Raw genomic sequence first — 22,478 nt, forward strand, 5'->3', positions numbered from 1 at the left:
CGATGTTCGTTCCTGGCTGCGGCTTCCTTCTACTCCGAGGAGACGGCCTCTGAGAACCGCCACCGGAACGTGTACCGGTCGAGCACAGCGTGTACCGCGTCACGCTCGCCGGCCGTGTCGATCCGGGCCACCGGCGTCCCGTCCTCGACCGTGACGGCCACCTCGGTCCCCGGCAATTCCTCCGCGACCACTCGCCGGATCGCGTCCGCCCGCAACGCGGGCTTGTAGTCCTTGCCGATCGCGGTGACCGGGAGCGCATCCATGATGTGCACGGCCTTGGGCGCGGCGGCCGGCTCGGCCACCTGCTCGGAAGCCCACGTCACCAGGTCCGTGCCCGTGACGTCGGAGCCGGGGCGAACCGTCACGTACGCGACGGGAACCTCGCCGGCGTGCGGGTCGGGCCGGCCCACCGCCGACGCGCCGGTGACGTCCGGGTGGCTCAGGACGGCATCCTCGACGACCGCGGGGTCGATGTTGTGTCCACCACGAATGATCAGATCCTTCAGCCGACCGGTCAGGTACACGTAGCCGTCAGCGTCGACCGATCCGAGATCGCCGGTGTCCAACCAGCCGTCGATCACCTTGCCGCGCGTGTCGAGCGTTCGCGTCCCGTCCGGCTCGAGGGTCACGTACCCCGGGAACACGCTGGGACCGCTGATCGTGATGACACCGATCCGGCCCGGCGGCAGCGGAGTGCCGTCGGCCGGGTCGACTGCGCGGATGTGCTGATAAGGCATCCGCAGCCCGACCGAACCGGGCCGGAAGTGGCCGGGCACGATGCGGGCCGACGCACAGGTGGCCTCGGTCAGCCCGTACCCCTCACAGATCGGCACCGAGGTGTGCTTCTCGAAAGCATCGCGCACGGCGGGCGGCAGGATGGCGGCTCCGCAGACGGCGAAACTCAGCGACGACAGGTCGGCGTCGACCGGCACCTGAGCCAACTGGGCGTAGACGGTCGGCACGGCGGAGATCATCGTGATCCCGAACCGCTCCACCAGCTTCCAGAAGACCGGGTACAGCTGCGGGTCGCGCCAGCCGAGCGGCCCGCTCCAGACGACCCGGCCGCCCGCGAAGGCCGGCGCGAGGATCGACAGCATGACCGCGTTGACATGGAACAGGGGCAGACCGCCGAACAGGACGATCTCCGTGTCGCCGGCGGTGGCCGCGAGCGACCAGGCGGTGAACACCTCGTTCTCGTGGCTGTGGGCGGCCAGCTTGGGAGTGCCGGTCGTCCCACCGGTGTGGAAGTAGGCGGCCACGTCGCCGGGACCGGGCCGGGGCGGCACAAGGTGATCGGCCGGCTCCGCCGCGGCGACGTCCTCGAGGTAGGCGACTCGGCCGCCGCCGCCCAACTCCGCGGGCGCCCCGTGGGGGCCGTCCGGGCGCAGGGCCAGCACTGCGTCGAGCCCGAGCTGCTCGCCGAGACGCACGGCGAGCCCCCACAGCTGGGGGTGGATCTCGGGCCCGGCCGCGATCAGCACCCTGGCTCCGGACAGGTTCAGCATGCTCGCGAGGGCCTCGGGTGCCAGAGACGGGTTCAGCGGCTGCGCGATACCTACCGCCTCAGCCGCCAGGAGGCCGACGATCATCTCGCCGTTGTTGGGACTGAGCAACGCCACCGCGTCGTGCCGGCTGACGCCCAGCCGATGCAACGCGTTGGCCGACTGGTTGACCCTGCGCAGGAGCACTTCGTAGGTGACGGTCTCCGCATCGCGGGCTTGGTCGAGCAGCACGTGGGCAGTCTGGTGGCCGTACTGTTCCGCGGCTCGCTCGAGCAGCGTGTACGTGCTCGACGGCAAGTCGAGTCCGGCCAGCGGCACCTGCTCGATGGCGGTGGGGTCAAGCAGAGAATTCATCGGAGCTCACCTTCGACGTGAATGCATCACTGCTGCCGACGGGACCGCACGCCGAGGGTTCAGCGCCCGCCGCAAGAAAGATCTTGAGCGCGGATCGGGGGCGGGGCCTCGTCCGCCAGCTGTCTGCCGCCCGCTGCCCGAATCCTGCTGCAGGTGGCGGCGATGCAGCGAAGCTGGACGATCATTCGGTCCTCACCAGGGTCCGCGCCTCAAGACCCTGCCGTTCCTGCCCTTGTGGTCTGCCCGAGGCCGGACCGGAGAGCAGTTCGCCCTGCGGCCGCGGGTTGACAGAAGACCGTCGTAAGAATCCTATATATCGCGTGCCGGTTCCGAAGAAGTCAGAAGGTGCGCCCCGCTCACTGCTGCGGGAGGACGCGGGCTGCGCCATTCGTGACGCGATTGTCGATGGCGCCTTCGCACCTGGTGAGCGGCTGAACGACGCCGAGCTGGCGAAATGGCTAGGGGTGAGCCGCACCCCCGTGCGCGAGGCGCTGGCCCGGCTCGAGGAGTCCGGCCTGGTCCGCAGCAGGCGGGGCCGCTACACGATGGTCAGTCCGCTCGATCTGCGGGCGTTGCGCGGCGCCCAGTCGGTGACAACGGCGATGCACGAGCCGGCCGTGCGAGAGGCGTTGCCCCACCTGTCCACGGCCGAGCTCGACGCGATGCGCGCGGCGAACACGCGGTTCGCGCGGGCCCGGCGGGACGACGATGTCGACGCGGCGCTCGCCGCCGACGAGTTCCACGCCGTCCCGGTCGCCGCCTCGGCCAGTGACACCTTGCGGGCGGTGCTCGAGCAGTTCACCCCGGAGCTGAGACGGCTGGCGCGGCTGCGGTTCTCGTCACCGAACGGCTGCGACTCGGTGGCGGAGCACGAGCGGATCATCGCCTTGTGCGAAGCTCGCGACGTCGAGGGGGCGGCTGCCGCCGTGCGCGCCAACGGGCAGACCCTGGCGCCGCTGCTCGAAAGCGCGGTCGACTGACGCATGGAGCTCTTCGGGCGCGAGACCGAGCTGGACCGCATCGCGCGATTCCTCGAGTCGGTGCGCCACAGCGGTGATGTGCGGTTGGTCCGCGGCGAACCTGGCGTCGGCAAATCGGCGCTGATCGCCGCGGCGGCGGACCTAGCGGCCGAGGCCGGCCTGCGGGTGCTGCGCGCCTCCGGCTCCGAGTTCGAGGCCGACGTCAGCTACTCGATGCTCAACCAACTGCTGCTGCCGCTGCACGACGAGATGCTGCGGCTGCCGCCCGGTCCGCGCGACGCGCTGAACGTCGCGCTCGGGTTCGGCCCCGGCCCGTCGGCACCTCCGCTGCTGGTCTGCAACGCCGCGCTGGCCCTGGTCGTGACCGTCGCCCAGAAGGCGCCGGTGCTACTGGTGGTCGACGATGTGCAGTGGATCGACCGGCCGAGCGCCGTGGTGCTCGGCTTTGTCGCCCGCCGCGTCGCGGGTTCCCCGGTCGGGGTGGTGGCGACGTCCCGTACGGGCACCGGCAGCTTCCTCGATCCGCGAGGCCTCACCGAGGTGGCCCTCCAGCCCCTCAGCCCAGAGGCCTCCGGGCAACTGGTCGATGCCCGTTTCCCGGGTCTGCCCTCCGACATGCGCCGGCAGTTGCTCGAGCTGGCGCAGGGCAACCCGCTCGCACTGACCGAACTGCCCGCCACGCTCGTGAGCCCGGCCTCTCAGGGCCCGGCCCGGCGCGACGTGGTACCGCTGAGCGAACACCTGCAGACCCTCTTCGCCCAGCGGATCTCCGGCCTGCCCGAGGCCACCCGCAAGCTGCTCTTGCTGGCCACATTCGAGGGCAGCGGCGATCTGCGGATCCTGCGCGAGGCGGCCGACATCGCCGACCTCGCCCCGGCCGAGCAGGAACGGCTGGTGCGGGTGGATGGTGTGACCGCGCACCTCACCTTTCGCCATCCGCTGATCCGGTCGGCCCTCGTGGCCCTGTCCACGCACGACGAGCGGCGCGACGCCCACCTGGCCATCGCCGCGGCGCTGGCCGACGACCTCGAACGCCGGGCCTGGCATTTGGCCGCGGCGATGAGCGGGCCCGACGACACGGTGGCGACCCAGTTGGACGAGGCCGCGCACCGGGTTCGGATGCGGGGCGACATGCTGGGCGCGGTGGCGGCTCTGGTGCGCGCGGCCGAACTGAGCGCCACGACGGAGGCCCGCGCCCGGCGGCTGGCCGAGGCGGCGTACATCGGCGCCGAGTCAGGCGACACCGGAACCGACGCGGTCACCTTGCTGGCCGACGCCCGAGCCACGGCGCTGGACCCATCCGGCTCGCTCAACGCGGCCAACGCGACGGCCTTCCTGATGCTCAACGGCGACGGTGACGTGCACACGGCTCACCGGTTGCTGGCCGGGGCGATCGAGACGGGCGGGCACGGCTGGCGGTCCGACGACCCGGCGCTCGTCGAGGCCCTTCACACACTGGTGCTGCTCTCCTGGTACGCCGGGAGGCCCGAGCACTGGGCGGTCTTCCACCGGGCGATGGCCCGCTTGACGCCGTGCCCGACCGACATCCTCTCGGTGCTCAGCAAGACCTTCCCCGATCCCGTACGCACCGGCGCCGCGGCCCTCGACGAGATCGACGGTCTGCTCGCCGAACTGGCCCGCACGGACGACGCGGCCCGGATCATCCGGACCGGGACCGCCTCGGTCTATCTGGATCGGCTGGCCGACAACCGTGAGCCCTCGTGGCGGCTGGTGCATCAGGGCCGTCAAGGTGGTTCGCCGCGCCGGCACCTGGGCGCGCTCATGCACCTCTGCCTGGACGACTACCTGACCGGCCGGTGGGACGAAGCCGAGGAACTGGCCCGGGAAGGGCAGCAACTCTGCGACACGGCCGGGGTGCAGTTCTTCGCCTGGTACTTCCGCTACAACCGGGCCATCATCGCGGCCGGGCGCGGCCGGCCGGAGGAGGCGAACGGTCTGGCCGACGAGATCACCCACTGGGCGCTGCCCCGCGGCGTGGCCGGCGCGGCGCTGTTCGCCCACCATCCGCGCACACTCGCAGCCTCGGCCGAGGGGGACTTCGAGGCCGCCTACCAGAACGCCGTCGCCATGAGCCCGGCCGGTGAGCTCGCCCGATACGCTCCGCACTGCACCTGGGTGATGTTCGACCTGGTCGAAGCCGCGATGCGCACAGGGCGTACGGCTGAAGCCCGGGCCCACGCCGAAGCGATGCGCTCGGCCGGAGTGGCTCGGCTGTCACCTCGGATGGCCCTGGTGCAGCGCGGGGCCGACGCTCTCGCGTTCGACGACGACGAGACGAACCGGCGGTTGGAAGCCACCTTGCGGGAACCCGCAGCACAGCACTGGCTCTTCGAGGCGTCCCGGATCAGGCTCGCCTTCGCCGAGAAACTACGCCGCCGCAAGGCGCTGACCGCCGCCCGCAGTCACCTGCTCGACGCGCACCAAGGGTTCGCCTCGATGGGCGCGACACCCTGGCTCACCCGCACCGCCCAGGAACTCCGTGTCACCGGCCTCCGACCGGAGACCATCGAGGATGCCGTTCCTACCACGCTGACCGCGCAGGAGCTCGAGATCGCCCAGCTGGCCGCGAGCGGTCTGAGCAACAAACAGATCGCTGAGCGCCTGTTCCTGTCGCACCGCACGGTCGGCGCTCACCTCTACCGCGTCTTCCCCAAACTGGGGATCTCGTCGCGTGCCGGCCTTCGGGACGCTTTGTCCCGCGGTAGCCGCTCGTCCTGATCGACCGGGCGCATGCCGGCCGGGCCGGAGCTACGGTGAATCCTCCGGAAGGAGAGTCACGGAAAACTCACGGCGAACCCCCTCTCGGGTAGGAATGGTGAATATCGGGCGCATGTCAGCGCATGCGCCGGGGATTCGATCCGACGGGCCACGACCTCCGGACCTCGTGGATCCGCTTCGGGCGCAGCCGGCGTGCGGCCGAGCCGGCCGGTGAGCACCGCGCCGTTCGCCAGGAACAGCGGACGTAACCCGGCGTTGCTTCGCTTCACGACAACTCGCTTGGATACAGAGCTGAGCGGAAGATGCCGTCCGGGTCGTGGTGGCGCCACGTCGCCAGAACCCGGTCTCCGGTGGGGCCGGGGTAGAAGCGCCGGAAGGCCGCTGCGTCCGGACAGCTTTCGAAGTTGGCGTACGCGCCCCGGGTGTGTGCGCCGACCGGACGCCAGATGCGGTCGAGTGTCGCCCGGTCGCCGGGAGGGAAGACCGTGCCGACAACCAGCACGTCCGAGTCACGGTGCGAGTAGGCGGTGGCGTCGGCGGCCACGTCGTTGACGGCGCCGCCGACGGAACGCAATTGCAGCAGCGCCGGTCGCGGTCCCGTGACAGCCGCCGTGATGGCTCGGGCGGCGTCCGGGGTCATCGTCGGCAGCAGGCCGTTGGTGGTGTTGGCCGGCTGCTGACCGAGGTTCGGGTGCAGGTGGGCGGTCGACACCAATCCCGAGTACGGGACACGGTGCGCGCGTTGATCGAGCAACGTGCCGATCTCGAGCAGTGGCGCGACGGCCTTGCGCATGCGCCCGGTGTCCGGCCCGGCGTACACCGCGGTCAGCGACAGGACAGCCCGCCGACCGTCAGACATGAGCATGGCCGCCGTGCTGAGCCGGCGCGGCGCCTGAGCCAGGTGCTCGGCCCAGCGGGACAGCGTGCTCCCGTCCGGGTCGGCCGCCAGGGTCAGCTGGGCGACGGCGATGTCACGCAGCTCAGTGGCCTCGATCTCGAACGCGGTGACAACGCCCACCCCTGCGCCGGCGCCGCGCACGGCCCAGAACAGGTCGGGCTCGTGCTCGGCGTCGGTGCGGACGACGCGGCCGTCGGCGAGCACCACCTCAGCCGCCCGGACGTGGTCGATCGTCAGGCCGTAGTCCCGGACCAACCAGCCCACACCGCCGGCGATGGCGAGGCCACCGACGCCCACGTTTCCGTGGTCGCCCGAGCTGATCGCCAGGCCGGCCGATGCCAGATCCCGGGCCACCTCGGCCCACCGTGCCCCGGCGCCGACCCGCACCAGCCGGGTCCGGCGGTCCAGCACGCGCACCTCGTTGAGCCCGGACACATCGATGACCACGCCGCCGTCGTTGGACGATCGCCCGGACAGTCCGTGTCCCCCGCTGCGGACAGCGATCGGCAGACCACTGTCGCGGGCATATCGCAACGCGGCGACCACATCGGTGGTGGTCTGCGGCAGCACCACCAGCGCCGGCCGCGCCACCGTGGTGTAGGTCGAGCGCAGCAGCCGGTAGCGCGGGTCGGCCGGTGTGACGACCTTGCCGTCCAGCTCCTTCGGAAGTGTCGCCGACGTCATCGGGCTACCCTTTCTCGTGCGGCCGGGATGACCTCGCCGGCGAACAGCTCGAGCTGGGACCGCGGTTCGGCGACCGGCCAGAAGGCGAACGTGTCGAAACCCAGGCGGGTGGACCAGACGGCCAAGGTGTCGGCCCACTGCTCGACGCCGCCGGACAGTCCGGGGACGCCCCGGGCCCTCCCGACCACGCCGATCATGTTGTAGATGCGGCAGAGCGTCGCCGGGCCGCGGCGGGCCGCCCGGGTCAGCCAGGTGGTGTTTGGCATGTCCTCAACGGTCTTCGGCGAGCCGCCCTTTTCCAAACCGGGCGTTAGTCGCTAACGAAGAGTAAGTAGATATAGTGAGGGCATGACGCAGCTACCGATCAACTCTCCGCCCGAGGCCTCTGCCACCGAGTGCCGACAGGTCCAGTCGGTGCTGGACACGGTCGGCCGCCGCTGGTCCGGCGCCATCATGGTGGCGGCCAGCCGCGGCGCCCGGCGGTTCACCGACTTCCGGCGCGCCATCCCGGGAATCTCGGACCGCATGCTCTCGCAACGGCTCAAGGAGCTGGAGCATCTCGGCCTGATGAGCCGCACTGTGGTGCCGACCACCCCGGTGCAGATCCTCTACGAGCCGACCACGCGCGGCTCGGAGCTGCTGCAATTCCTGCAGCCGCTCTTCCAGTGGGGCGAGAAGCACTTGCCGGCCCTGCCTCCCTCCTGAGACCAGTCGGAAAGACGAGCCGCGGCCCACCCCCCTGCCCCCGCTCGCCGCGTGCCAGTCCTTCACACAGCGGTCGAGGCCGTTGCCGAACAGGGGCGCACGTTACTCATGCCGACTCCTTCACCACGGGTCGCCGACTGATCAGCGGTCCGGCAAACCCCGGGCGAACGCGGCATCGACCCGCCCGGCCGGACCGAGCACCCACCCTCAGCAGCACATTGATTCTCACCGAATTAAACAAGCCGCGCCGGGAATATGAGCCACACCACCTACCGACCGACCGGCTCACCATTCCCGAACGCATGAAGAGACCGCTGGTTCAGTCGGCCTTTTGTGGCAGTTCTCATGCGTATATCAGAAGTCCGGCTGTGTAGAAATGCAGTCATGAAACAGCGAACAATTGGCGATGTCCAGGTCGGCGCCATCGGACTCGGCGGCTTGCCGATGTCCTTGGAGGGCCGCCCCGACGCCGACCAGTCAATCCGCACCATTCACGCCGCCCTCGACGCCGGAGTGACCCTGATCGATACGGCCGATGCTTATCAATCGGCCGGCGACGAGGTCGGGCACAACGAATCGCTGATCGCCCAGGCCCTGGCGATCTGGGGCGGTGACACCTCCGGCGTACTGGTCACCACCAAGGGGGGTCACGTGCGTGTCGGCGACGAGTTCAGGCTCGACGGCTCCCCCGCGCACCTGCGCCGGGCCGTCGAGGGCTCACTCAAGCGGCTCGGCCTCGACGCTGTCGGCCTCTATCAGTTCCACCGCCCGGATCCGAACGTCCCGTACGCAGATTCCATCGGCGCCCTCGCCGAACTGCTCGACGCGGGCAAGATCCGGATGGCCGGCATCTCCAACGCGAACGTCGAACAGATCCGCCAGGCTCAGGAGATCCTCGGCGGCCGGCTGATGTCGGTGTCGAACCAGTACTCCCCGGCCTTCCGCTCCTCGCTGGACGAACTACGGCTCACCAGTGAGCTGGGCATCGCGTTCCTGCCGTGGATGCCTCTGGGCGGCATCGGCAAGGCCGGTGAGCTGGGCAACATCAGCGCATTCCGCGAGGTCGCGCAGGCGCACGGGGTCAGCCCGCAGCGGGTGACGCTGGCCTGGATCCTCGCTCACGGCGAGAACGTCATCCCGATCCCCGGCGCCAGCCGGCCGGAGTCCATCATGGATAACGCGAGGGCCCCGGAACTGACCCTCACCCCCGAGGAGCTGGCCCGGCTCGACCAGGCCGCCTGATCAACGGCCCGGCCTCGGACGCAGGCCGGGTGATCCGCCAGGTCTCGGATCCGAACCACCAGGCTGTGCCTTCCCACTATGGAAGGCACAGCCTGGTGTCGTTACGAGCGCACACCGGAAGTTCCTCCGAGCTCTGCCGACAGGCGGGGCCACAGCTGCTGCGGCTGAGCACCCCGACGATGAGGAGCGCAGGGTGCCGGCCGCCGTCGAACACGTGAAGGGCGGGCCGCACCCTGACCTCGAAGCTGGCGCAGGCAACTCACGCGAAGGCGGGAGCGCACCGATGCGCTCCCGCCTTCTGCCGGTCTGGCCGCCGTGTCGCGGCCACACGTCCATCAGTCGCCCAGTGCGGGCTCCAGGTTGATGACCGGCACCTGCTCGGAGCCGGCCTCCTGGTCCGGCCCCGCGACGTGCCGGCCATCGGACGAACGGATGCCGGCGATGACCACCGCGGTCGAGACCAGCAGAATGATCCCGCCGATCATGAAGCCGCGGTCGAAGCCCCGGACCAGGGCCTCATTCGCCTCGACGCCGCTGTCAAGAAGGTCCAGGGTGTACGCCGCGGCGACCGAGCTCAGCGTGGCAAGGCCGATCGCGCTGCCCAGCTGCTGCGACGTGTTGATCAGGCCGGAGGCCAACCCGCTCTCCTCGGGTCGCACGCCGACCGAGGCCACCAGGAACATCGCCGCCCAGGCGAAGCCCGCGCCGATCGCTGTCAGCAGCATGCCGGGGAGGACTCCGCCGGCGTAGGAGCTGTCCGCGTCGAGCAGGCTCAGGTGGAAAAGACCGGCGGCCAGGATCAGCAGGCCGATCCACAGCGCAGGCTTGGGACCAGCCTTGGCGATGATCTTCTGAGCCACCGTGCCGGCGACGGCCATCGCGACAGGCCAAGGCAGATACGCCAGGCCGACCTCGATCGGGCTGTATCCCTTGACCTGCGCCAGGTAGAGCGTCGGGAAGAACATCATGACGAACATGCCGCCGGTCATCAGGACCATCGCCACGTTCGCGGACGTCAGAGCGCGCACCTTGAAGATGCCCAGCCGCACCAGCGGCTGCTTCGACACGCTCTCGATGACCAGGAACACCACGATCAGCGCCGCCGCGGCTCCGAGGAGCAGCCACACCTTGCCCGAGCCCCAGCCCCACTCGGCCGCGTTCACTACGCCGTAGACCAACAGCATCAATCCGGCCGTGATGGTGACCGCACCGGGCAGGTCCATCCGGGTCCGGCCCTCGGTCGCGTGCTTGCTGTTCGGGATGAACCTCAGTGCGGCGAAGATGGCGAGTGCGGCGATCGGGAGGTTGACCAGGAAGATGGCGCGCCAGTCGAACCACTCGGTGAGCACGCCGCCGGCCAGCATGCCGGCGGCGCTGCCGGATGCGGTCACCGCGCTGAAGACGCCGAGTGCCTTGGCCCGCTCCCGCACACCTCCGAACGTCACGATGATGATCGAAAGCACGGCGGGCGAGATGAGAGCGCCGCCGAGCCCCTGCACGGCCCGGCCGAAGATCAGCGTCTCCGGGTTCTGTGCGAATCCGTTGACCGCGGACGACACGCCGAACAGCAGCAGACCGATGACCAGGAGGCGCTGCCGGCCCAGAAGGTCACCGGCTCGCCCACCGAACAACAGGAATCCGCCGAACAACAGGATGTAGGCGTTGATCACCCACTGCAGCTGGAGCTGGCTGTCGAAATTCAACCCCGAGCCGATGGACGGGAGCGCCACCGTCACGATGGTCGAATCGAGGACGACCATGAACTGGGCGACGAGGACGATCCAAAGAATCGTCTTGGACCTTGCCATTTTTTCCCTCACAAGTCTGGACAACGGCCGGATTCGGATAGGCCGCGGCCCCTACAGATTTCTCGACTTGCGAGGCATCGGCAAACAGCCTCTTAGCAACTTACTATTTTCCGGCTTTCGGTTAGTGATGCGTATTACGAAACTCGACATCAAGCCGACCGGCACGCCGTATTACCGTTGAATACCCGCGCGACAGCCCCGGTGTCCAAATCGGCAGGGCGACGCAGCCCGGACGGCCATTGCCGGAAAGGGCACCTGCTGCGGCTTGAGGTGACCGCGCGGGACAGCGTAAACGTCGCGGCGCAGGATCCGTCCCCGGCGGTCACGCCGGCGCCATAGCTCTGGACCTGCTGAGGTCCCGCCCCCCGTCTGAACTCGGTGACCGAACGGACGTCGAACTTCAACGTCACGTCTACAACGTCGCCGAACGATCAAGGAAGCCTGATCATGACTCAGCCGCCCACCGCACCGGACGACCAGGCTGAGCGGAACACCGACATCGTGTCGCCGCGATGAACGGGATGTCCGCGAACGAGGATCTGACCGCGATCCATCTCGACCGGGCCGCGGTATGGAATGACCTGGTCCTGGCGGCCCACCTTCTCCAGGTCGCGCTGGAACGGCAGTCCCAGCGCGACGGGAGCATCCCGCACGGGCATCTCAAGTTGCTTGTTCTCCTCAGCACCGCAGAACGTCGGACGCTGGGCCTGAAGTCGCTCGCCGAAACGCTGCGCTTCTCACCCAGCCGCGTCAGCCACGCCATCACCGCTCTGGCACGCCAAGGTCTGGTCACTCGTGGACGTGTGCCTGAGGGACGACGTGCCTACGAGGCCACGCTGACCTCCCAAGGTCAGCTGCTCGCGGCGCGGGTGCTCCGCGCGCAGCGCACAGACGTACGAGACGTCCTTCTCGACAGCCTCGAGCCGAGTGATGCCGCCGCCTTGGGCAAGATCAGCTCACTCGTCGTCGAGATACTCGAGCGGACGGAAGCGCGACAGCTCAGCCTCGAGTGCAGCCACAGCGATGCCCTGCCCGTGGAGCGGGAGCGGGGTTGACATGGCCCGCCTCATCACCGACGAGCAGGAGACCATCGATACGACGGCACGTCGTCGACCGTCCGGCGCCGAGACGCACAAACCATCGCAGGATCACAGGCAGGCGCTTGGTGAACGGGCGGCGCCACTCGGCTCGGGCTCAGACCTCGTCGAGGGCGTCGCGTAGCCCGCGACGAGACGCCCAGTCCAGTTGCAGGCCCGCAAGCTCATCAACCGCAACGTGATCGCCAGCAGAACGGTCGGTCAGGAGCGCGGCGTGGCTCAAGCGAAGAGCTCGAGGCCGACCGCGGTGACGAGCGCCTCCATCCCGGCGTTGTTAGGGTGCAGGTGGTCGCCCTGGTCGTAGCGCCTGTCCCAACGGGTCGGATCGGCGGGGTCGCGGGTGACGGCGTCGAAGTCCGCGACTCCGTCGCAGCCGTTGCCCTGAGTCCTGATGAAGTCGTTGAACACCTTGCGACCGGCCTCGCCCACGCTGGTCCAACCTTCCGCGCCCGCGTACGGCGGCAGGGTCGTGCACAAGACCTTGACCCCCGCGCCGTTGCTGCGCCGGATCAGCTGCCGCAGTCCGGTGATCAATCTGCCGCCGGTGGACGCGTCGGCGCCGCCGAGGTCGTTGATCCCGAGATCGGCAACGATCACCCACTTGACGCCGGGCTGGACGAGCACGTCGCGCTGGAGCCGGTTCAGGGCGCTCCGTCCCACACCGTCCTGCAGAAGCGAGTTGCCGCTGACGCCGGCGTTGAGCACGCCAATCGTCCGCCCCGCACCGGCCAGCCGCCGCGCGAGCAGGTCGGGCCAGCCTCGATTCTCGTTCCAGGTCGAGTCGTAGCCATCGGTGATCGAGGCTCCGAGTGCGACCACCACACCCTCGGCCTCGCGGTTCTGGACATCCACGCCGGCGAGGAAGGAGTAGTTGTAGAACGAGCGCACGCCGGACAGCGAAGCCGCCGTGCTCTGATTTCCCGGCGCTGCGTAATTGTCACGGTTGGCCGATCCGTGTTGGGTGACCGATCCGATGCGGTGCGGGACGTACGCGCTGATCGCCAGGTCGCTGCCCGCCGGCAGCCCGAACACCACCGGGTCGCTCACGGCGGTCAACCCGGCCGCGACGGTCACCGAGTCCTCGCCGCCGAAGGTCACGTTCGTGTTGGTATTCGCGTCGACCGTACCCGCGCTCAGATGTTTGGCCAGGTGGACGGCACCGACGACCAGCGGTTCGCGGCCGAACTCGTTGGAGAGCCGGATGCGCACGGCGTCTCCGCCGATGCTCACGCGAACAACCTGCCGAACCGTCTCACGCTCGAAACCGGATCCGCTACCGTCCTGCATGGCGGTAGCCCAGGTGGCCGTCCAGGGGATCCTCGAGAAGTCCGGCGAACTACGGGCGACCTCGCTGTTCGGACCGGAGGGGGCGGCAGTCTCGTTCCGTCCGCCCACCGGATCACGCCGCACCCACGCGATACCCGCCACCACAAGGACCACGAGGACGGCCGAAATCACGATTCTCGCCTTTCCCCACTCATGCACGGCGGCCGCCGGCGGGTCCAGGCCCGCCATCCTGGTATGCACAAGCGTCGTGCCCAGGGCTGACGGTGCCCAGATGTACGCCCGCGAAATGGTCGGGCCGGGGACGTAAGCCGGTGATCAGGCACGCCAATTCCACCGAGGGCGGCAGAAAACGGCCGTCGTCGGTGTCCCGGTAGCGCCCGAGGCCAATGGCCTGCATGAACGGGACGATCGCGTCCGGCTGTGTGCCGGTGCCGGCCGACACGAGCGCCGCCGACGGCAAAGACTCCCCGGGCCGCAGGACGGTTCGTTCATCAATGGTCACGCCTTGACGACGACGGCCACCCGCCGGAGTTCATCGATCCACCCGTGTGTGACGACGGTCGAGCTCGCCGATCGCACGTCTAGCCACAGCCCTTTGAAGGATCTGTCGGGAATCGGCAGGTATGAGGATGACGAATCATGGCCGTGACCGTCTTGCCCAGTGAGAGCGAAGTGCTACCCGCCTCGTTCCGCACCACTTCGAGGAGGATCCGTGGCAACGACGGACAGCAATGCGATCGACCGCCGGCTTCTGCTGCGAGGCGGGCTGGGACCAGCCGCCGCCGGAATCGGCGCGGCCGCGGTCACGGCGATCGGCAGCGAGCCGGCCCTCGCGACCGGCGGCGCCAGGGCGCCACTCAAGCCGGGCCGGCGCATGGTGCGTGTGCCCGGTGGCCGGGTGTGGGTCAACGTCGTCGGCACCGGCACGCCACCTTCCAGCTCTCACCGGTTCGAGGGCCAGCCGAAGTCTCAGAGCTGGGCAAGCGCCCGGCGCAACGGGTCGAGCCCGAGCGGACCCGCCTTGAGCGCGTCCCGGTGGAAGGTCTTGAGGTTGAAAGCCGATCCGTTTCGCCGCTTCGCCTCCTCTCGTCCCGCCAGCCAGACCCGTTCCCCGATCTTGAACGACGGCGCCTGCCCGGGCCGGCCCAGCAGGCTCTCGAGGGCGACGGCGGGCAAGCCAGGATCGATACGGCCGTGGTGTGTCAGGAATTCTCTGACGAGGACGGGCTTCCACCGTTCGCCCGGGTGGAAGCCGAATGCGTTGTCCCGCGGAATCTCCAGCTTCAGGTGCAAGCCGATGTCCAGGATCAGGCCGGTCGTCCGCAGCCACTGGGAAACGAGCAGACCCATCCGGTCACCGGGATCTGCGAGGTAGCCCAGCTCAGCCATCAAACGCTCGGCATAGAGGGCCCAACCCTCGGCATGGCCCGGGACCGTGCCGAGCATCCGCTGCCAACGGTTGAGCCGACCGGGAAACAGGTGGGGGGCGGCCGACCGAAGAGAATGGCCTGGCACTCCGTAATGGTGCAGTGCCGACGCCTGCTGCCAGGTGCTGAAGCTTTCGGTGCCCGACGGAACCGACCACCACAGTCGCCCGGGGCGCGTCCGATCCTCGCTCGGCGGGGTGTGGCACATCGCGCCGTCGCGGCCGGTCGCGACCATCACTTCGAGCGTGTCCAGCTCCCGGGGAATATCGAAATGTGCGTGGTCGAGCTGGTCAACCACCTTCGCGACCAGGTCCTGCATCCAGTCTCGGAACGATTCCGTGCCGGAGACGCGCCGGCCGGGATCGCTGTTCAGCTCGGCGACCGCTTCGCCGACACCGACGCCCGGACCGGCGATCTCGGCTGCGGTCGAACGCAGCGTGGTCTCGAGCCCCCGCAATTCCGCGAAACCCCACTCGTACGCCTCGTGCAGGTCGATCTCGGCGCCGAGGTAGTACCGAGAAGCAAGCGCGTAACGCTCCGGACCGATGGTTTCCGAGGCGGCGCTTCGCGGAGCCAGCTCCGATCGCAGAAAGTCGGCCAACCCGGCCAGGGCGGCCGCTGCTCCCTCGGCCCCGCGGCTCAGCTCGGCACGCAGCGCACCCTCAGCCTCGATCTGCTCCGCCCAGCGGGGAAGGCCGTGCGGGCCGGCCCACCGCTCGCACTGCGCGGCCACCCGCAAGACCTGCGACCGCGCACTCGACTGCCCCGGTCGTGCCGCCCCGAGCAGGGTTCGCTGATACTGCCTCAGGGCCGCCGGGACGGCGCCAAGGCGCACGGCGATGGCGGCTGCGGCCTGCTCACCCCCGGCCTGCAACAGGTCGAAGGCCGTACGCAGCTGGTGCAGTTCGCCCGTAACCGCGCTGATCTGACTGGTCGTGACCCCCGTGTCGTAGCGATCGACGTCAAGCCGCAGCCGTTCGAGCATCGCATCCCGGGCCACCTGGTCGTTGCGATCGAACGGCACGATCGCCTCGAGGGCGGCAACCGTCCTACGGCTCAGGTCGGCGCGGGCGGCAAACCCGTCCGGTGACAGGTCGTCGATCCGGTCGTCATGTCCCGCCACACCGGCCACCGTGGCAGCGACCGGGTTGAGGGCAGCCCACTCGTCCACGTAGACCTCGGCCAGTTCGTCAGCGCTCACGCCTGTACGACGCAGCGAAGTGCGCCAGGTTCAGGGTCACCAACCGCGGCGACGCTGTCGCTCACATTGTGAGAACACCCGGTTCACGCCACCTCGAAGCGGCCATCGCGCTCGGTCGATTCCGTAGAGCAGGCCACCAACTGAGCCGACGCATTTCTGTGCCCCGCGTCTTTCCGGGAAAGAGATCGGCGAAACAGATTGAACACTGCCCAAGATAGTCCGTTGTAGACGGTGGGGCCCCGTTCACTGCCCGCGGATCTGCGGGCAGACGTTTCGGAAGAATGGCAGTTTTTTGGAAACCTCATCGTCTGATCTCGGCAATGATTCCACGGCTGGATATGTCAAGCTGGAGGGATTCACCGACCACCTGGACAAGACGTCCTTCGAGGGCGAGTTCGTCGGCAACTTCTCCGGCCTGAGCCGTGACCACGACGGCCGGATCGCGGGGCTGTCCGATCGTTCCGTGCTCTATTACCTCGACCCCGAGTCGCTCGACCCGGTCGAACTGATCAAGCTGCGGGACGAGCTCCGGCATCCCCTCGACGGCGAGGCCATCGTCTTCGACGGGGACACCATGCTGATCGCGACCGAGCGGCCGGAAATCTTCCGCTACGACCTCGCCGGCAAGCTTCTGGGTGTCCTGCCGATGCCCGAGCAGTTCCGCGTCACCCCGCTGGGCCGAGCCAAGATCAACGAGTCGTTCGAGGGCCTGACCCTGTTCGACGAGCGCACCCTGATCGGCTCGATGGAGAACTCCCTGCTGGGCGACCAGGACGGCATCGCCCGGTTCCAGAGCTGGGAGCGAAGCGACACCGACGACGACTTCAAGCCGGGCGCCCAGTACGCCTACCGGATCGAACCCGGCCTGATGGTCTCCGACATCGCGGCCACCGGGGACGGCCGGCTCCTGGTCATCGAGCGGGGCTTCGACAGCACCGGGAACCAGGTTCAGCTCCACCTCGCCGACCTCCGCGGGGCGGCCGACGTGAGCGCCGTCGAGCACCTCGAGGCCGACGCGCCTGTCGTCGGCAAGCAGCTGCTGATCGACCTGGTGGACCTGCCCTCGTCGGGCGCGATCAGCAAGCAGCCTCAGGTCAACCCGCTGCTGGGGAACATCGAGGCCATGGTGATCACCGACGGCGGCCCGAGCGACGAGATGCGGGTGCTGCTCGCCACGGACGACAACGGCAGCGAGAAGCAGATCACCCGGTTCTACCGCCTGCTCGTCAAACTGCCTGAGTAGGGCGCGCTGTCTCCCCCGCTCCTCCAGCTCCACGATCACCCATGAAGTGACCCGGCCGGGCTGACTGCCCGGCCGGGTCACTTCTCATCCACCTCACCACAGTCATCGGTGGCGCTGTCGCGAGACAGCGACGGCCCACGGTGACGACGCGTCGGGGCCGGCCCGCACCTCGGCGGACCGGCCCCGGTCTTGCCCCTACTGAACCTTGTTGCCGTAGACCGCGAGCTCCGTCGAGTCCAGGAACGCGCAGCCGGTCACGTCGCCCGGCTGGCCTGGGTCGCACAGTCCCGCGTCCTGGCCCTGCGAGGTGAGCATCGAGTACCGGATGTACTCGACACCGGCGCCGTCGTCGAGCGCCACCGGTGTCGGTGCCGCGGTGCCCGGGGTGAACGTCCCGGTCGCGGCCGGACGCCACGTCGTGCCGTCGGCCGAGACCTCGACCCGGTAGCCGCCGGTGGCCGACGACGGGTCGTCACCGCAGGTGGCCGACGGGTTGATGACCAGTTCGGCGATGGCCACGCGAGCCGGCAGACGCACCACGACCTGCTGACCGCCGGCGGCGACGTCCGAGCCCCATCCGGTGCTCTGACTCTGGTCGATGAGGCCGGCCGGGCCGCATGCGGGCGCGTAGTCGGGACCGGTGAAGCTCGCCACCGTGCCCCCGCCCGAGGCGGATGCCCAGTTCCGGCGGACCTGCCAATCGAGCTTGGCGCCGGCACGCACCGTGATCGTCTTGACGACCGGGTCATAACCGCTGCCTTGAGCGACGATCTTCGGGTAGGTGCCGGGCAGAATGCCGGTGATGCGGTAGGCGCCATCCTTGTCGGTGACCGCGACATGGTCACTCGCGAAGCCGGAGTCGTGGCCGCTGAACGAGACCCGGATGCCGGCCACCGGAGCACCGGAGTCCTCGTCGGCGACCCTGCCGGTCAGCGTGGCGCGGGGTGTGCCGGAAGCCGGCGGCATCGAGAAGTCCTCGACCGGCTGAGTGTCACCGGCATCGATGGTGGCGGCGAAGTAGCCCAGGCCGCGGCGGGCGAAGACCTCCCAGATCTTCTTGTTCAGCTTGCCGCCGTTGACGACCAGGTCGGCCTGGAGAATGGAATTGCGCTCGTCGAGGAACGAGGGCTGGCTCGGGGACAGTTCCATCGCCCGCGTCACCAGGGACTGAGCGGTCCGGCTGCCGACCGCCTGGCGCAGGTCCCACAGGATCTGGGCCCAGATCTCGCCGTCGGCGTGAATTTCGGCGCCTCGGGGCGAGATCTTGCCGTAGTCGCCGTAGGTGTAGCCGCCGCGGCCGGCCGCGGTGGTTCCCGGGCAGGCTGTCGAGGTCGAACCGACCGGGCAATCCGTCGGCTGGCTCCGGATGGTGTCGCCGCCGGTGATGTATTCGCCGACCTTCAGCTCACCCGCCGCCGCGGTTTCCTTCTGCAGGCTCTGGGCGACGAGGTAGTCGAAGGCGTACCAGTCGCTCCACCCCTCCCCCATGGCCTGTGACTGCGGCGAAGTCAGCGTGTGGTTACCACCGGCGTCGACCACCAACCGGGAGGACAGGCCGTGGGTGTACTCGTGATAGACGATCTCTGCGGAGTCACCCGAGTTGCCGGCGGTGAACGCCGGCACATTCCACAGGAACATCTGCATCGTGGGAGCGATGCCGTCCGGCGGAGTGAACATGTTCGCGTTGTTGGCGTGCCTGTCGTCCGGAAGGCCGTCCGCCGTGTCGGCGCCGTCATCCGTCTGCGCCTGCACGGCGTCGCCGTCGACCGCCTCGAAGTTGCCCGCGGGGCGGGTGAAGCCGATCGGGGCCGCCTCCAGATGGTCGTGCCACGTGCCCAGGAAATACATCACCTGCACGGCGTTCTGCTCGCGGTTGACCTTCCACGAATCCGGGGTGGACGGATTCCACGAGCACACGTACCGGGCCGAGCAGTTGTCACCGGCGTCGAACGGTCGCAGCGGGAACCGGAAACTGCGGCCGGCCGACGGGCCCACCTCCTCGCCCGCGTTGGCGACGTCGTCGTCGTTGACATCCGAGTAGACGTGCGCGACGTTGCCCTCGAGCCGGGTGGCGGCCTTCGGCAGCCACTTGTCGAGTTTCACCGTGACCTGCTTGCCGCCACGCTTCGCGCCCGGGTAATTGTCCCAGACGTCGGCGCTGTGCGCGTCGACCAGATCCTGCCGGAACAGCACCTCGCCGGTTGCCGCATCGACGACGTGCAGGTATCCGGTATCGAGGACGACGGTCCGCCACGCCGGCCGTAGGCCGGCAGCGGTCAGGAACAGTGCGAGGTCGGCTTGACCGCGGTCGCTGAACCTCGTGGTCCGGGTAGCGCCGCCGGGGGTGGTCCCGACGGTCGCCGACGACGTGCCGAAGACGTCCTTGACTGCTTCGGCCCGGGCGGCTTGTGCGGTCAGCTTCACCGGCCCGACCGCGCCCGGCACCGTGGCCACCGGTGACCCGTCGATCTGGATGAGGCGGCCGTTCCTGCTGACGTGAGCCTTGAAGCCGTTGCCGAAGACTGGGACGCCGTTCACCTGCTGCACGAGGCTGAGGTGGTGAGTGCCCGCGATGTCGACGTAGTCCTGGCGAAGGACGAACGAAGCCAGGGCGGCTGCGTCCAGACCGAAGGTCTCACGGTGGGCGCGGAGGTAGTCCAGGGCGATGGAGACCGGCTTGCGTTTGCTCGGTCCCGTCAGAAAGCCGTCGAGCCGCGTTACGCGGCGCGGTGTGCCTGTGCTCTCGTCGATATCGACGATGCCCTGCACGCCCAGTGAACCGCGAAGGTTCCGTACGCGCTCAGCTGAGGCCGCCGGCGCGCCGTCGCGCATCGTCAGCGCGCCGCCGGCGCCGGCCGCCCGCAGTCCGCTGCGGCTGTCGAAGTCGGCCCGGCGCTTCGTCTCCGAGCCGGCCACCGGGGTGCCACCACCGACCGGCGCGGCCTGCGCCGTGGCCGGCAACAACCCGGCGAGCAGCACCACACCGGTGGCCGCGGTGGCGACCCGCCGAAGGGTACTTACAGGTAGAGCTTTCACGTTCAGCTCCCGAAGGATGAGATGAACACCGATCCGCCCGACGGCCGATCAGTCGAGGCCGCGACATGCGCCGATCCTCATCCGCGACAACGCGCCTTTGTGGACGGAGTTCATCCAAAGGCTTCACACCGGTCGATCTATTCCGATCCGCTCCGCCCCTGAACATCGGGCTGTTCGGTGCGTTCGCACACGACGGGACCGCAAAACTCATGCCTCGGAGGAACGCCATGATGATTCGCAGCAAATGCCGGCAGAAACAGGTCGTACGTGAGGTCGATCGGACCAGTGCCGCGGCGGGTGGGCGATGAAAGAGCTGACGGCGTTCTACGGGATCGTGGCCGGGGTCAACTTCACCCTGCTCGGTCTCTGGTGGGTAACGGTGCAGGAGCGCCCCCACCTGCGCGGCCCTGAGACGGGCAACGGGCGTACGGCGTACATCATTTCTCTGCAGTTCGTCGTGCCGGGTACGGCGGCGTTGGTGAGCCAGGTCGCTCCACAGACACCGACGCTGTGGCGGGTCGCTTTCGTGATCGCCGGTCTCGCCGGTGGGGCCGGGATTCTGATGCTGGCACCGAACATGGGGACGCCGGGCCACCGCGTGGCGTCCCGGCTGTTGCTCTACGTCGGTGCGCCGCTGTACGGGCTGGTCGCCTTCGCCGCCGCCTACCCACAACTCGGAGCCGGATCGACGGCGTCGCTCAACGGCCCTCAGTGGGAGGGCGTCTTGTTCTGCCTGCTCGTCCTGCTGGGCGCGCAAACGGCCTGGACGACGGCGATGTCGCCGGCCGAGTCCCGGATGCAGTCGCCGGCCCTGACCCCCACAGAACCAACCGCCGAGACCACTGCTGAATCATCGGCCGAGACCACGACGGAGACACCGGCCGAGACCACGGCAGAATCACCAGCCGACGCCACCATCGAGCCGCCCGCTCAAGCCGCGGCCAAGTCGTAACAGCTCGCGAGACGGCCCGCCCGGCTGCCGGCGACAACGTCCGGTCGCCGGGCGCCCCGTCGGCTCCGGGCGTGTTCAGTCATGCAGCCGAACGGGCAGGCGGACCGGGCCACGCATCATCCCGGCCGGGATCCACGGCACGTCGGTGAGCGAAATCGCCGGGCGAAGCGCCGGAAAGCGTCGCAGCAGGGCACCGATCGCGATGCTCGCCTCCATCCGGGCCAGCGGCGCCCCGACGCAGTGATGGATGCCGTGCCCGAAGGCCAGATGCCGGGCGTTCGTCCGGCTCACATCGAGCTTCGCGGGGTCGGCCCCGTCGTCCTGCGGTGCGTCGCGGCTGGCCTCCCCCAGATAGACGACGACCAGATCGCCGCGGCGGATCCGCGTACCGCCGAGTTCGAGTTCCTCGGCCGCGAACCGGAACGTGGACTGCTCGACCGACGAGTCGACGCGGAGGAACTCCTCGACCGCCCCGGCCACCAGGTCGGGTCGCGACCGCAGCAGTTCCGCTTGTTCCGGTTGCCGGAACAGTGCCACCATGGCGTTGCCCAGCAGGTTGACGGTCGTGTCGTGACCGGCAACGACGAGCAGCGCGGCCATCGCGATCAGCTCGACGTGCGAGAGCCGGCCGTCCTCCTCGTTGTGCTGCGCGATCAGGTCGGACAGCAGGTCGTCCGACGGCGCGGCCCGCTTGCGTTCGACGAGGTCGGCCAGGTAGCGGTTCAAGCGCACGCCGTTCTCTCGCCGCTCCGGCGAGGGAATGCCCACCAGCGCCTGCGACCAGGTGCGAAACTGGGCGCGCTCATCGACCGGCACGCCCAGAAGCTCGCAGATGACGGTCATCGGCAGGGGCGCGCAGAACGCCTCCACCAGGTCCACCTCGTCCTGCTGCGCCATCATGTCGAGAATCTCGTCGGCGATCACCTGGACCCGGCCTGCGAGCAGCCCGGTGCGGCGGGCGCTGAACGTCGGAGCCACCAGCCGCCGCAGCCGGGTGTGGTCCGGCGGGTCGGAGAACAGCATGGACCCGCCGAAACCATGACCGACCTCGTGCGAGGTGAAGCCGGCCGCATCCAGCGCAGCCAACGCGGGCTCGGGATTCTTCAGCAGGTGGGGGTGGGTGAGCGCGGTACGGGATTCGGTGTACGACAGCACCGCCCAGGCCTCGAGCCCGCTGGCCAGCCGCACGCGCCGGACCGGTCCACCGGCCCGCAAATCGGCCAGGGCGAGGGGCGCCTGTGCCTTGAACTGCGGCGTGATGGTGACGACCGGCAGGCGTGATGCGGTCTCAGGTTCGGTGTTGTGCGACATGCTGGCATTTCT

At 69.1% G+C, this 22,478-nt stretch carries 17 protein-coding genes; 8 read left to right on the forward strand and 9 right to left on the reverse strand.

Annotation, left to right across the window (positions count from 1 at the left end):
• Nucleotides 1–29 precede the first annotated feature (29 nt).
• Nucleotides 30–1,856 carry an acyl-CoA synthetase gene (locus LXN57_RS42950; protein WP_251804064.1) on the reverse strand — a complete coding sequence of 609 codons (1,827 nt, stop codon included), beginning with the start codon at nucleotides 1,854–1,856 and terminating at the stop codon, nucleotides 30–32.
• A 320-nt stretch (nucleotides 1,857–2,176) separates the two neighbouring features.
• Here LXN57_RS42950 and LXN57_RS42955 point away from each other — a divergent pair, with 320 nt between their 5' ends.
• Complete coding sequence (locus LXN57_RS42955) at nucleotides 2,177–2,836, forward strand: GntR family transcriptional regulator (RefSeq protein WP_251804065.1); 660 nt, start codon at nucleotides 2,177–2,179, stop codon at nucleotides 2,834–2,836.
• Between the two features lie 3 nt (nucleotides 2,837–2,839).
• Entirely contained in the window at nucleotides 2,840–5,575 is a 2,736-nt protein-coding gene (locus LXN57_RS42960) for an ATP-binding protein (protein ID WP_251804066.1), read from the forward strand.
• Between the two features lie 265 nt (nucleotides 5,576–5,840).
• On the opposite strand, the gene LXN57_RS42965 is transcribed toward LXN57_RS42960, so the two are convergent.
• Both LXN57_RS42965 and LXN57_RS42970 read right to left on the reverse strand, forming a co-directional pair.
• Nucleotides 5,841–7,157 (reverse strand): FAD-binding oxidoreductase, encoded by a 1,317-nt coding sequence (locus LXN57_RS42965; protein ID WP_251804067.1) that lies wholly within the window; start codon nucleotides 7,155–7,157, stop codon nucleotides 5,841–5,843.
• A complete protein-coding gene (locus LXN57_RS42970) occupies nucleotides 7,154–7,423 on the reverse strand; it encodes a hypothetical protein (protein ID WP_251804068.1) in 270 nt (89 codons plus the stop codon). The genes LXN57_RS42965 and LXN57_RS42970 overlap by 4 nt, the downstream gene beginning before the upstream one ends.
• A gap of 82 nt (nucleotides 7,424–7,505) precedes the next feature.
• On the opposite strand from LXN57_RS42970, the gene LXN57_RS42975 reads away from it, so the two are divergent.
• Together LXN57_RS42975 and LXN57_RS42980 are read left to right on the forward strand one after the other, a co-directional pair.
• Nucleotides 7,506–7,862: a winged helix-turn-helix transcriptional regulator gene (locus LXN57_RS42975; protein WP_251804069.1), complete on the forward strand. Its 357-nt coding sequence runs from the start codon at nucleotides 7,506–7,508 to the stop codon at nucleotides 7,860–7,862.
• Between the two features lie 384 nt (nucleotides 7,863–8,246).
• Nucleotides 8,247–9,104 carry an aldo/keto reductase gene (locus LXN57_RS42980; protein ID WP_251804070.1) on the forward strand — a complete coding sequence of 286 codons (858 nt, stop codon included), beginning with the start codon at nucleotides 8,247–8,249 and terminating at the stop codon, nucleotides 9,102–9,104.
• A gap of 335 nt (nucleotides 9,105–9,439) precedes the next feature.
• Here the strand turns inward: LXN57_RS42980 and LXN57_RS42985 are convergent, their stop codons facing one another.
• A complete protein-coding gene (locus tag LXN57_RS42985; RefSeq protein WP_251804071.1) occupies nucleotides 9,440–10,912 on the reverse strand; it encodes an MFS transporter in 1,473 nt (490 codons plus the stop codon).
• A gap of 521 nt (nucleotides 10,913–11,433) precedes the next feature.
• Here LXN57_RS42985 and LXN57_RS42990 point away from each other — a divergent pair.
• Nucleotides 11,434–11,967 (forward strand): MarR family winged helix-turn-helix transcriptional regulator, encoded by a 534-nt coding sequence (locus LXN57_RS42990; protein ID WP_251804072.1) that lies wholly within the window; start codon nucleotides 11,434–11,436, stop codon nucleotides 11,965–11,967.
• A 1-nt stretch (nucleotide 11,968) separates the two neighbouring features.
• Nucleotides 11,969–12,133 (forward strand): hypothetical protein, encoded by a 165-nt coding sequence (locus LXN57_RS42995; RefSeq protein WP_251804073.1) that lies wholly within the window; start codon nucleotides 11,969–11,971, stop codon nucleotides 12,131–12,133.
• Nucleotides 12,134–12,228: 95 nt separating this feature from the next.
• Here the strand turns inward: LXN57_RS42995 and LXN57_RS43000 are convergent, their stop codons facing one another.
• The 3 genes from LXN57_RS43000 to LXN57_RS43010 all read right to left on the reverse strand — a co-directional run bounded on the left by LXN57_RS43000 (nucleotide 12,229) and on the right by LXN57_RS43010 (nucleotide 15,924).
• Nucleotides 12,229–13,239, reverse strand: coding sequence for a GDSL-type esterase/lipase family protein (locus LXN57_RS43000; RefSeq protein ID WP_251804074.1), 1,011 nt, complete (start codon nucleotides 13,237–13,239; stop codon nucleotides 12,229–12,231).
• Nucleotides 13,240–13,486: 247 nt separating this feature from the next.
• Nucleotides 13,487–13,798: a hypothetical protein gene (locus tag LXN57_RS43005; protein WP_251804075.1), complete on the reverse strand. Its 312-nt coding sequence runs from the start codon at nucleotides 13,796–13,798 to the stop codon at nucleotides 13,487–13,489.
• Between the two features lie 467 nt (nucleotides 13,799–14,265).
• Nucleotides 14,266–15,924, reverse strand: a complete 1,659-nt coding sequence (locus tag LXN57_RS43010) for a DUF885 domain-containing protein (protein WP_251804076.1) — start codon at nucleotides 15,922–15,924, stop codon at nucleotides 14,266–14,268.
• A 292-nt stretch (nucleotides 15,925–16,216) separates the two neighbouring features.
• Here LXN57_RS43010 and LXN57_RS43015 point away from each other — a divergent pair, with 292 nt between their 5' ends.
• A complete protein-coding gene (locus tag LXN57_RS43015; protein ID WP_251804077.1) occupies nucleotides 16,217–17,167 on the forward strand; it encodes an esterase-like activity of phytase family protein in 951 nt (316 codons plus the stop codon).
• 195 nt (nucleotides 17,168–17,362) lie between these two features.
• Here the strand turns inward: LXN57_RS43015 and LXN57_RS43020 are convergent, their stop codons facing one another.
• Nucleotides 17,363–20,203: a M36 family metallopeptidase gene (locus LXN57_RS43020; RefSeq protein WP_251804078.1), complete on the reverse strand. Its 2,841-nt coding sequence runs from the start codon at nucleotides 20,201–20,203 to the stop codon at nucleotides 17,363–17,365.
• Between the two features lie 304 nt (nucleotides 20,204–20,507).
• Here LXN57_RS43020 and LXN57_RS43025 point away from each other — a divergent pair, with 304 nt between their 5' ends.
• On the forward strand, nucleotides 20,508–21,155 hold the full coding sequence (locus LXN57_RS43025; RefSeq protein WP_251804079.1) for a hypothetical protein: 648 nt from the start codon (nucleotides 20,508–20,510) through the stop codon (nucleotides 21,153–21,155).
• Between the two features lie 75 nt (nucleotides 21,156–21,230).
• Here the strand turns inward: LXN57_RS43025 and LXN57_RS43030 are convergent, their stop codons facing one another.
• On the reverse strand, nucleotides 21,231–22,466 hold the full coding sequence (locus tag LXN57_RS43030) for a cytochrome P450 family protein (protein ID WP_251804080.1): 1,236 nt from the start codon (nucleotides 22,464–22,466) through the stop codon (nucleotides 21,231–21,233).
• Nucleotides 22,467–22,478: the final 12 nt, after the last annotated feature.

Source organism: Paractinoplanes hotanensis, assembly GCF_023717965.1.
Classification (GTDB): domain Bacteria; phylum Actinomycetota; class Actinomycetes; order Mycobacteriales; family Micromonosporaceae; genus Actinoplanes; species Actinoplanes polyasparticus.

Bases quoted from the DNA above. Each gene is read 5' to 3' on its own strand.
- LXN57_RS42965 (WP_251804067.1), bottom strand. From the start codon at position 7,157: ATGACGTCGGCGACACTTCCGAAGGAGCTGGACGGCAAGGTCGTCACA.
- LXN57_RS42950 (WP_251804064.1), bottom strand. From the start codon at position 1,856: ATGAATTCTCTGCTTGACCCCACCGCCATCGAGCAGGTGCCGCTGGCC.
- LXN57_RS42995 (WP_251804073.1), top strand. From the start codon at position 11,969: ATGGCCCGCCTCATCACCGACGAGCAGGAGACCATCGATACGACGGCA.
- LXN57_RS42980 (WP_251804070.1), top strand. From the start codon at position 8,247: ATGAAACAGCGAACAATTGGCGATGTCCAGGTCGGCGCCATCGGACTC.
- LXN57_RS42975 (WP_251804069.1), top strand. From the start codon at position 7,506: ATGACGCAGCTACCGATCAACTCTCCGCCCGAGGCCTCTGCCACCGAG.
- LXN57_RS42985 (WP_251804071.1), bottom strand. From the start codon at position 10,912: ATGGCAAGGTCCAAGACGATTCTTTGGATCGTCCTCGTCGCCCAGTTC.
- LXN57_RS42970 (WP_251804068.1), bottom strand. From the start codon at position 7,423: ATGCCAAACACCACCTGGCTGACCCGGGCGGCCCGCCGCGGCCCGGCG.
- LXN57_RS43025 (WP_251804079.1), top strand. From the start codon at position 20,508: ATGAAAGAGCTGACGGCGTTCTACGGGATCGTGGCCGGGGTCAACTTC.
- LXN57_RS42990 (WP_251804072.1), top strand. From the start codon at position 11,434: ATGTCCGCGAACGAGGATCTGACCGCGATCCATCTCGACCGGGCCGCG.
- LXN57_RS43030 (WP_251804080.1), bottom strand. From the start codon at position 22,466: ATGTCGCACAACACCGAACCTGAGACCGCATCACGCCTGCCGGTCGTC.
- LXN57_RS42960 (WP_251804066.1), top strand. From the start codon at position 2,840: ATGGAGCTCTTCGGGCGCGAGACCGAGCTGGACCGCATCGCGCGATTC.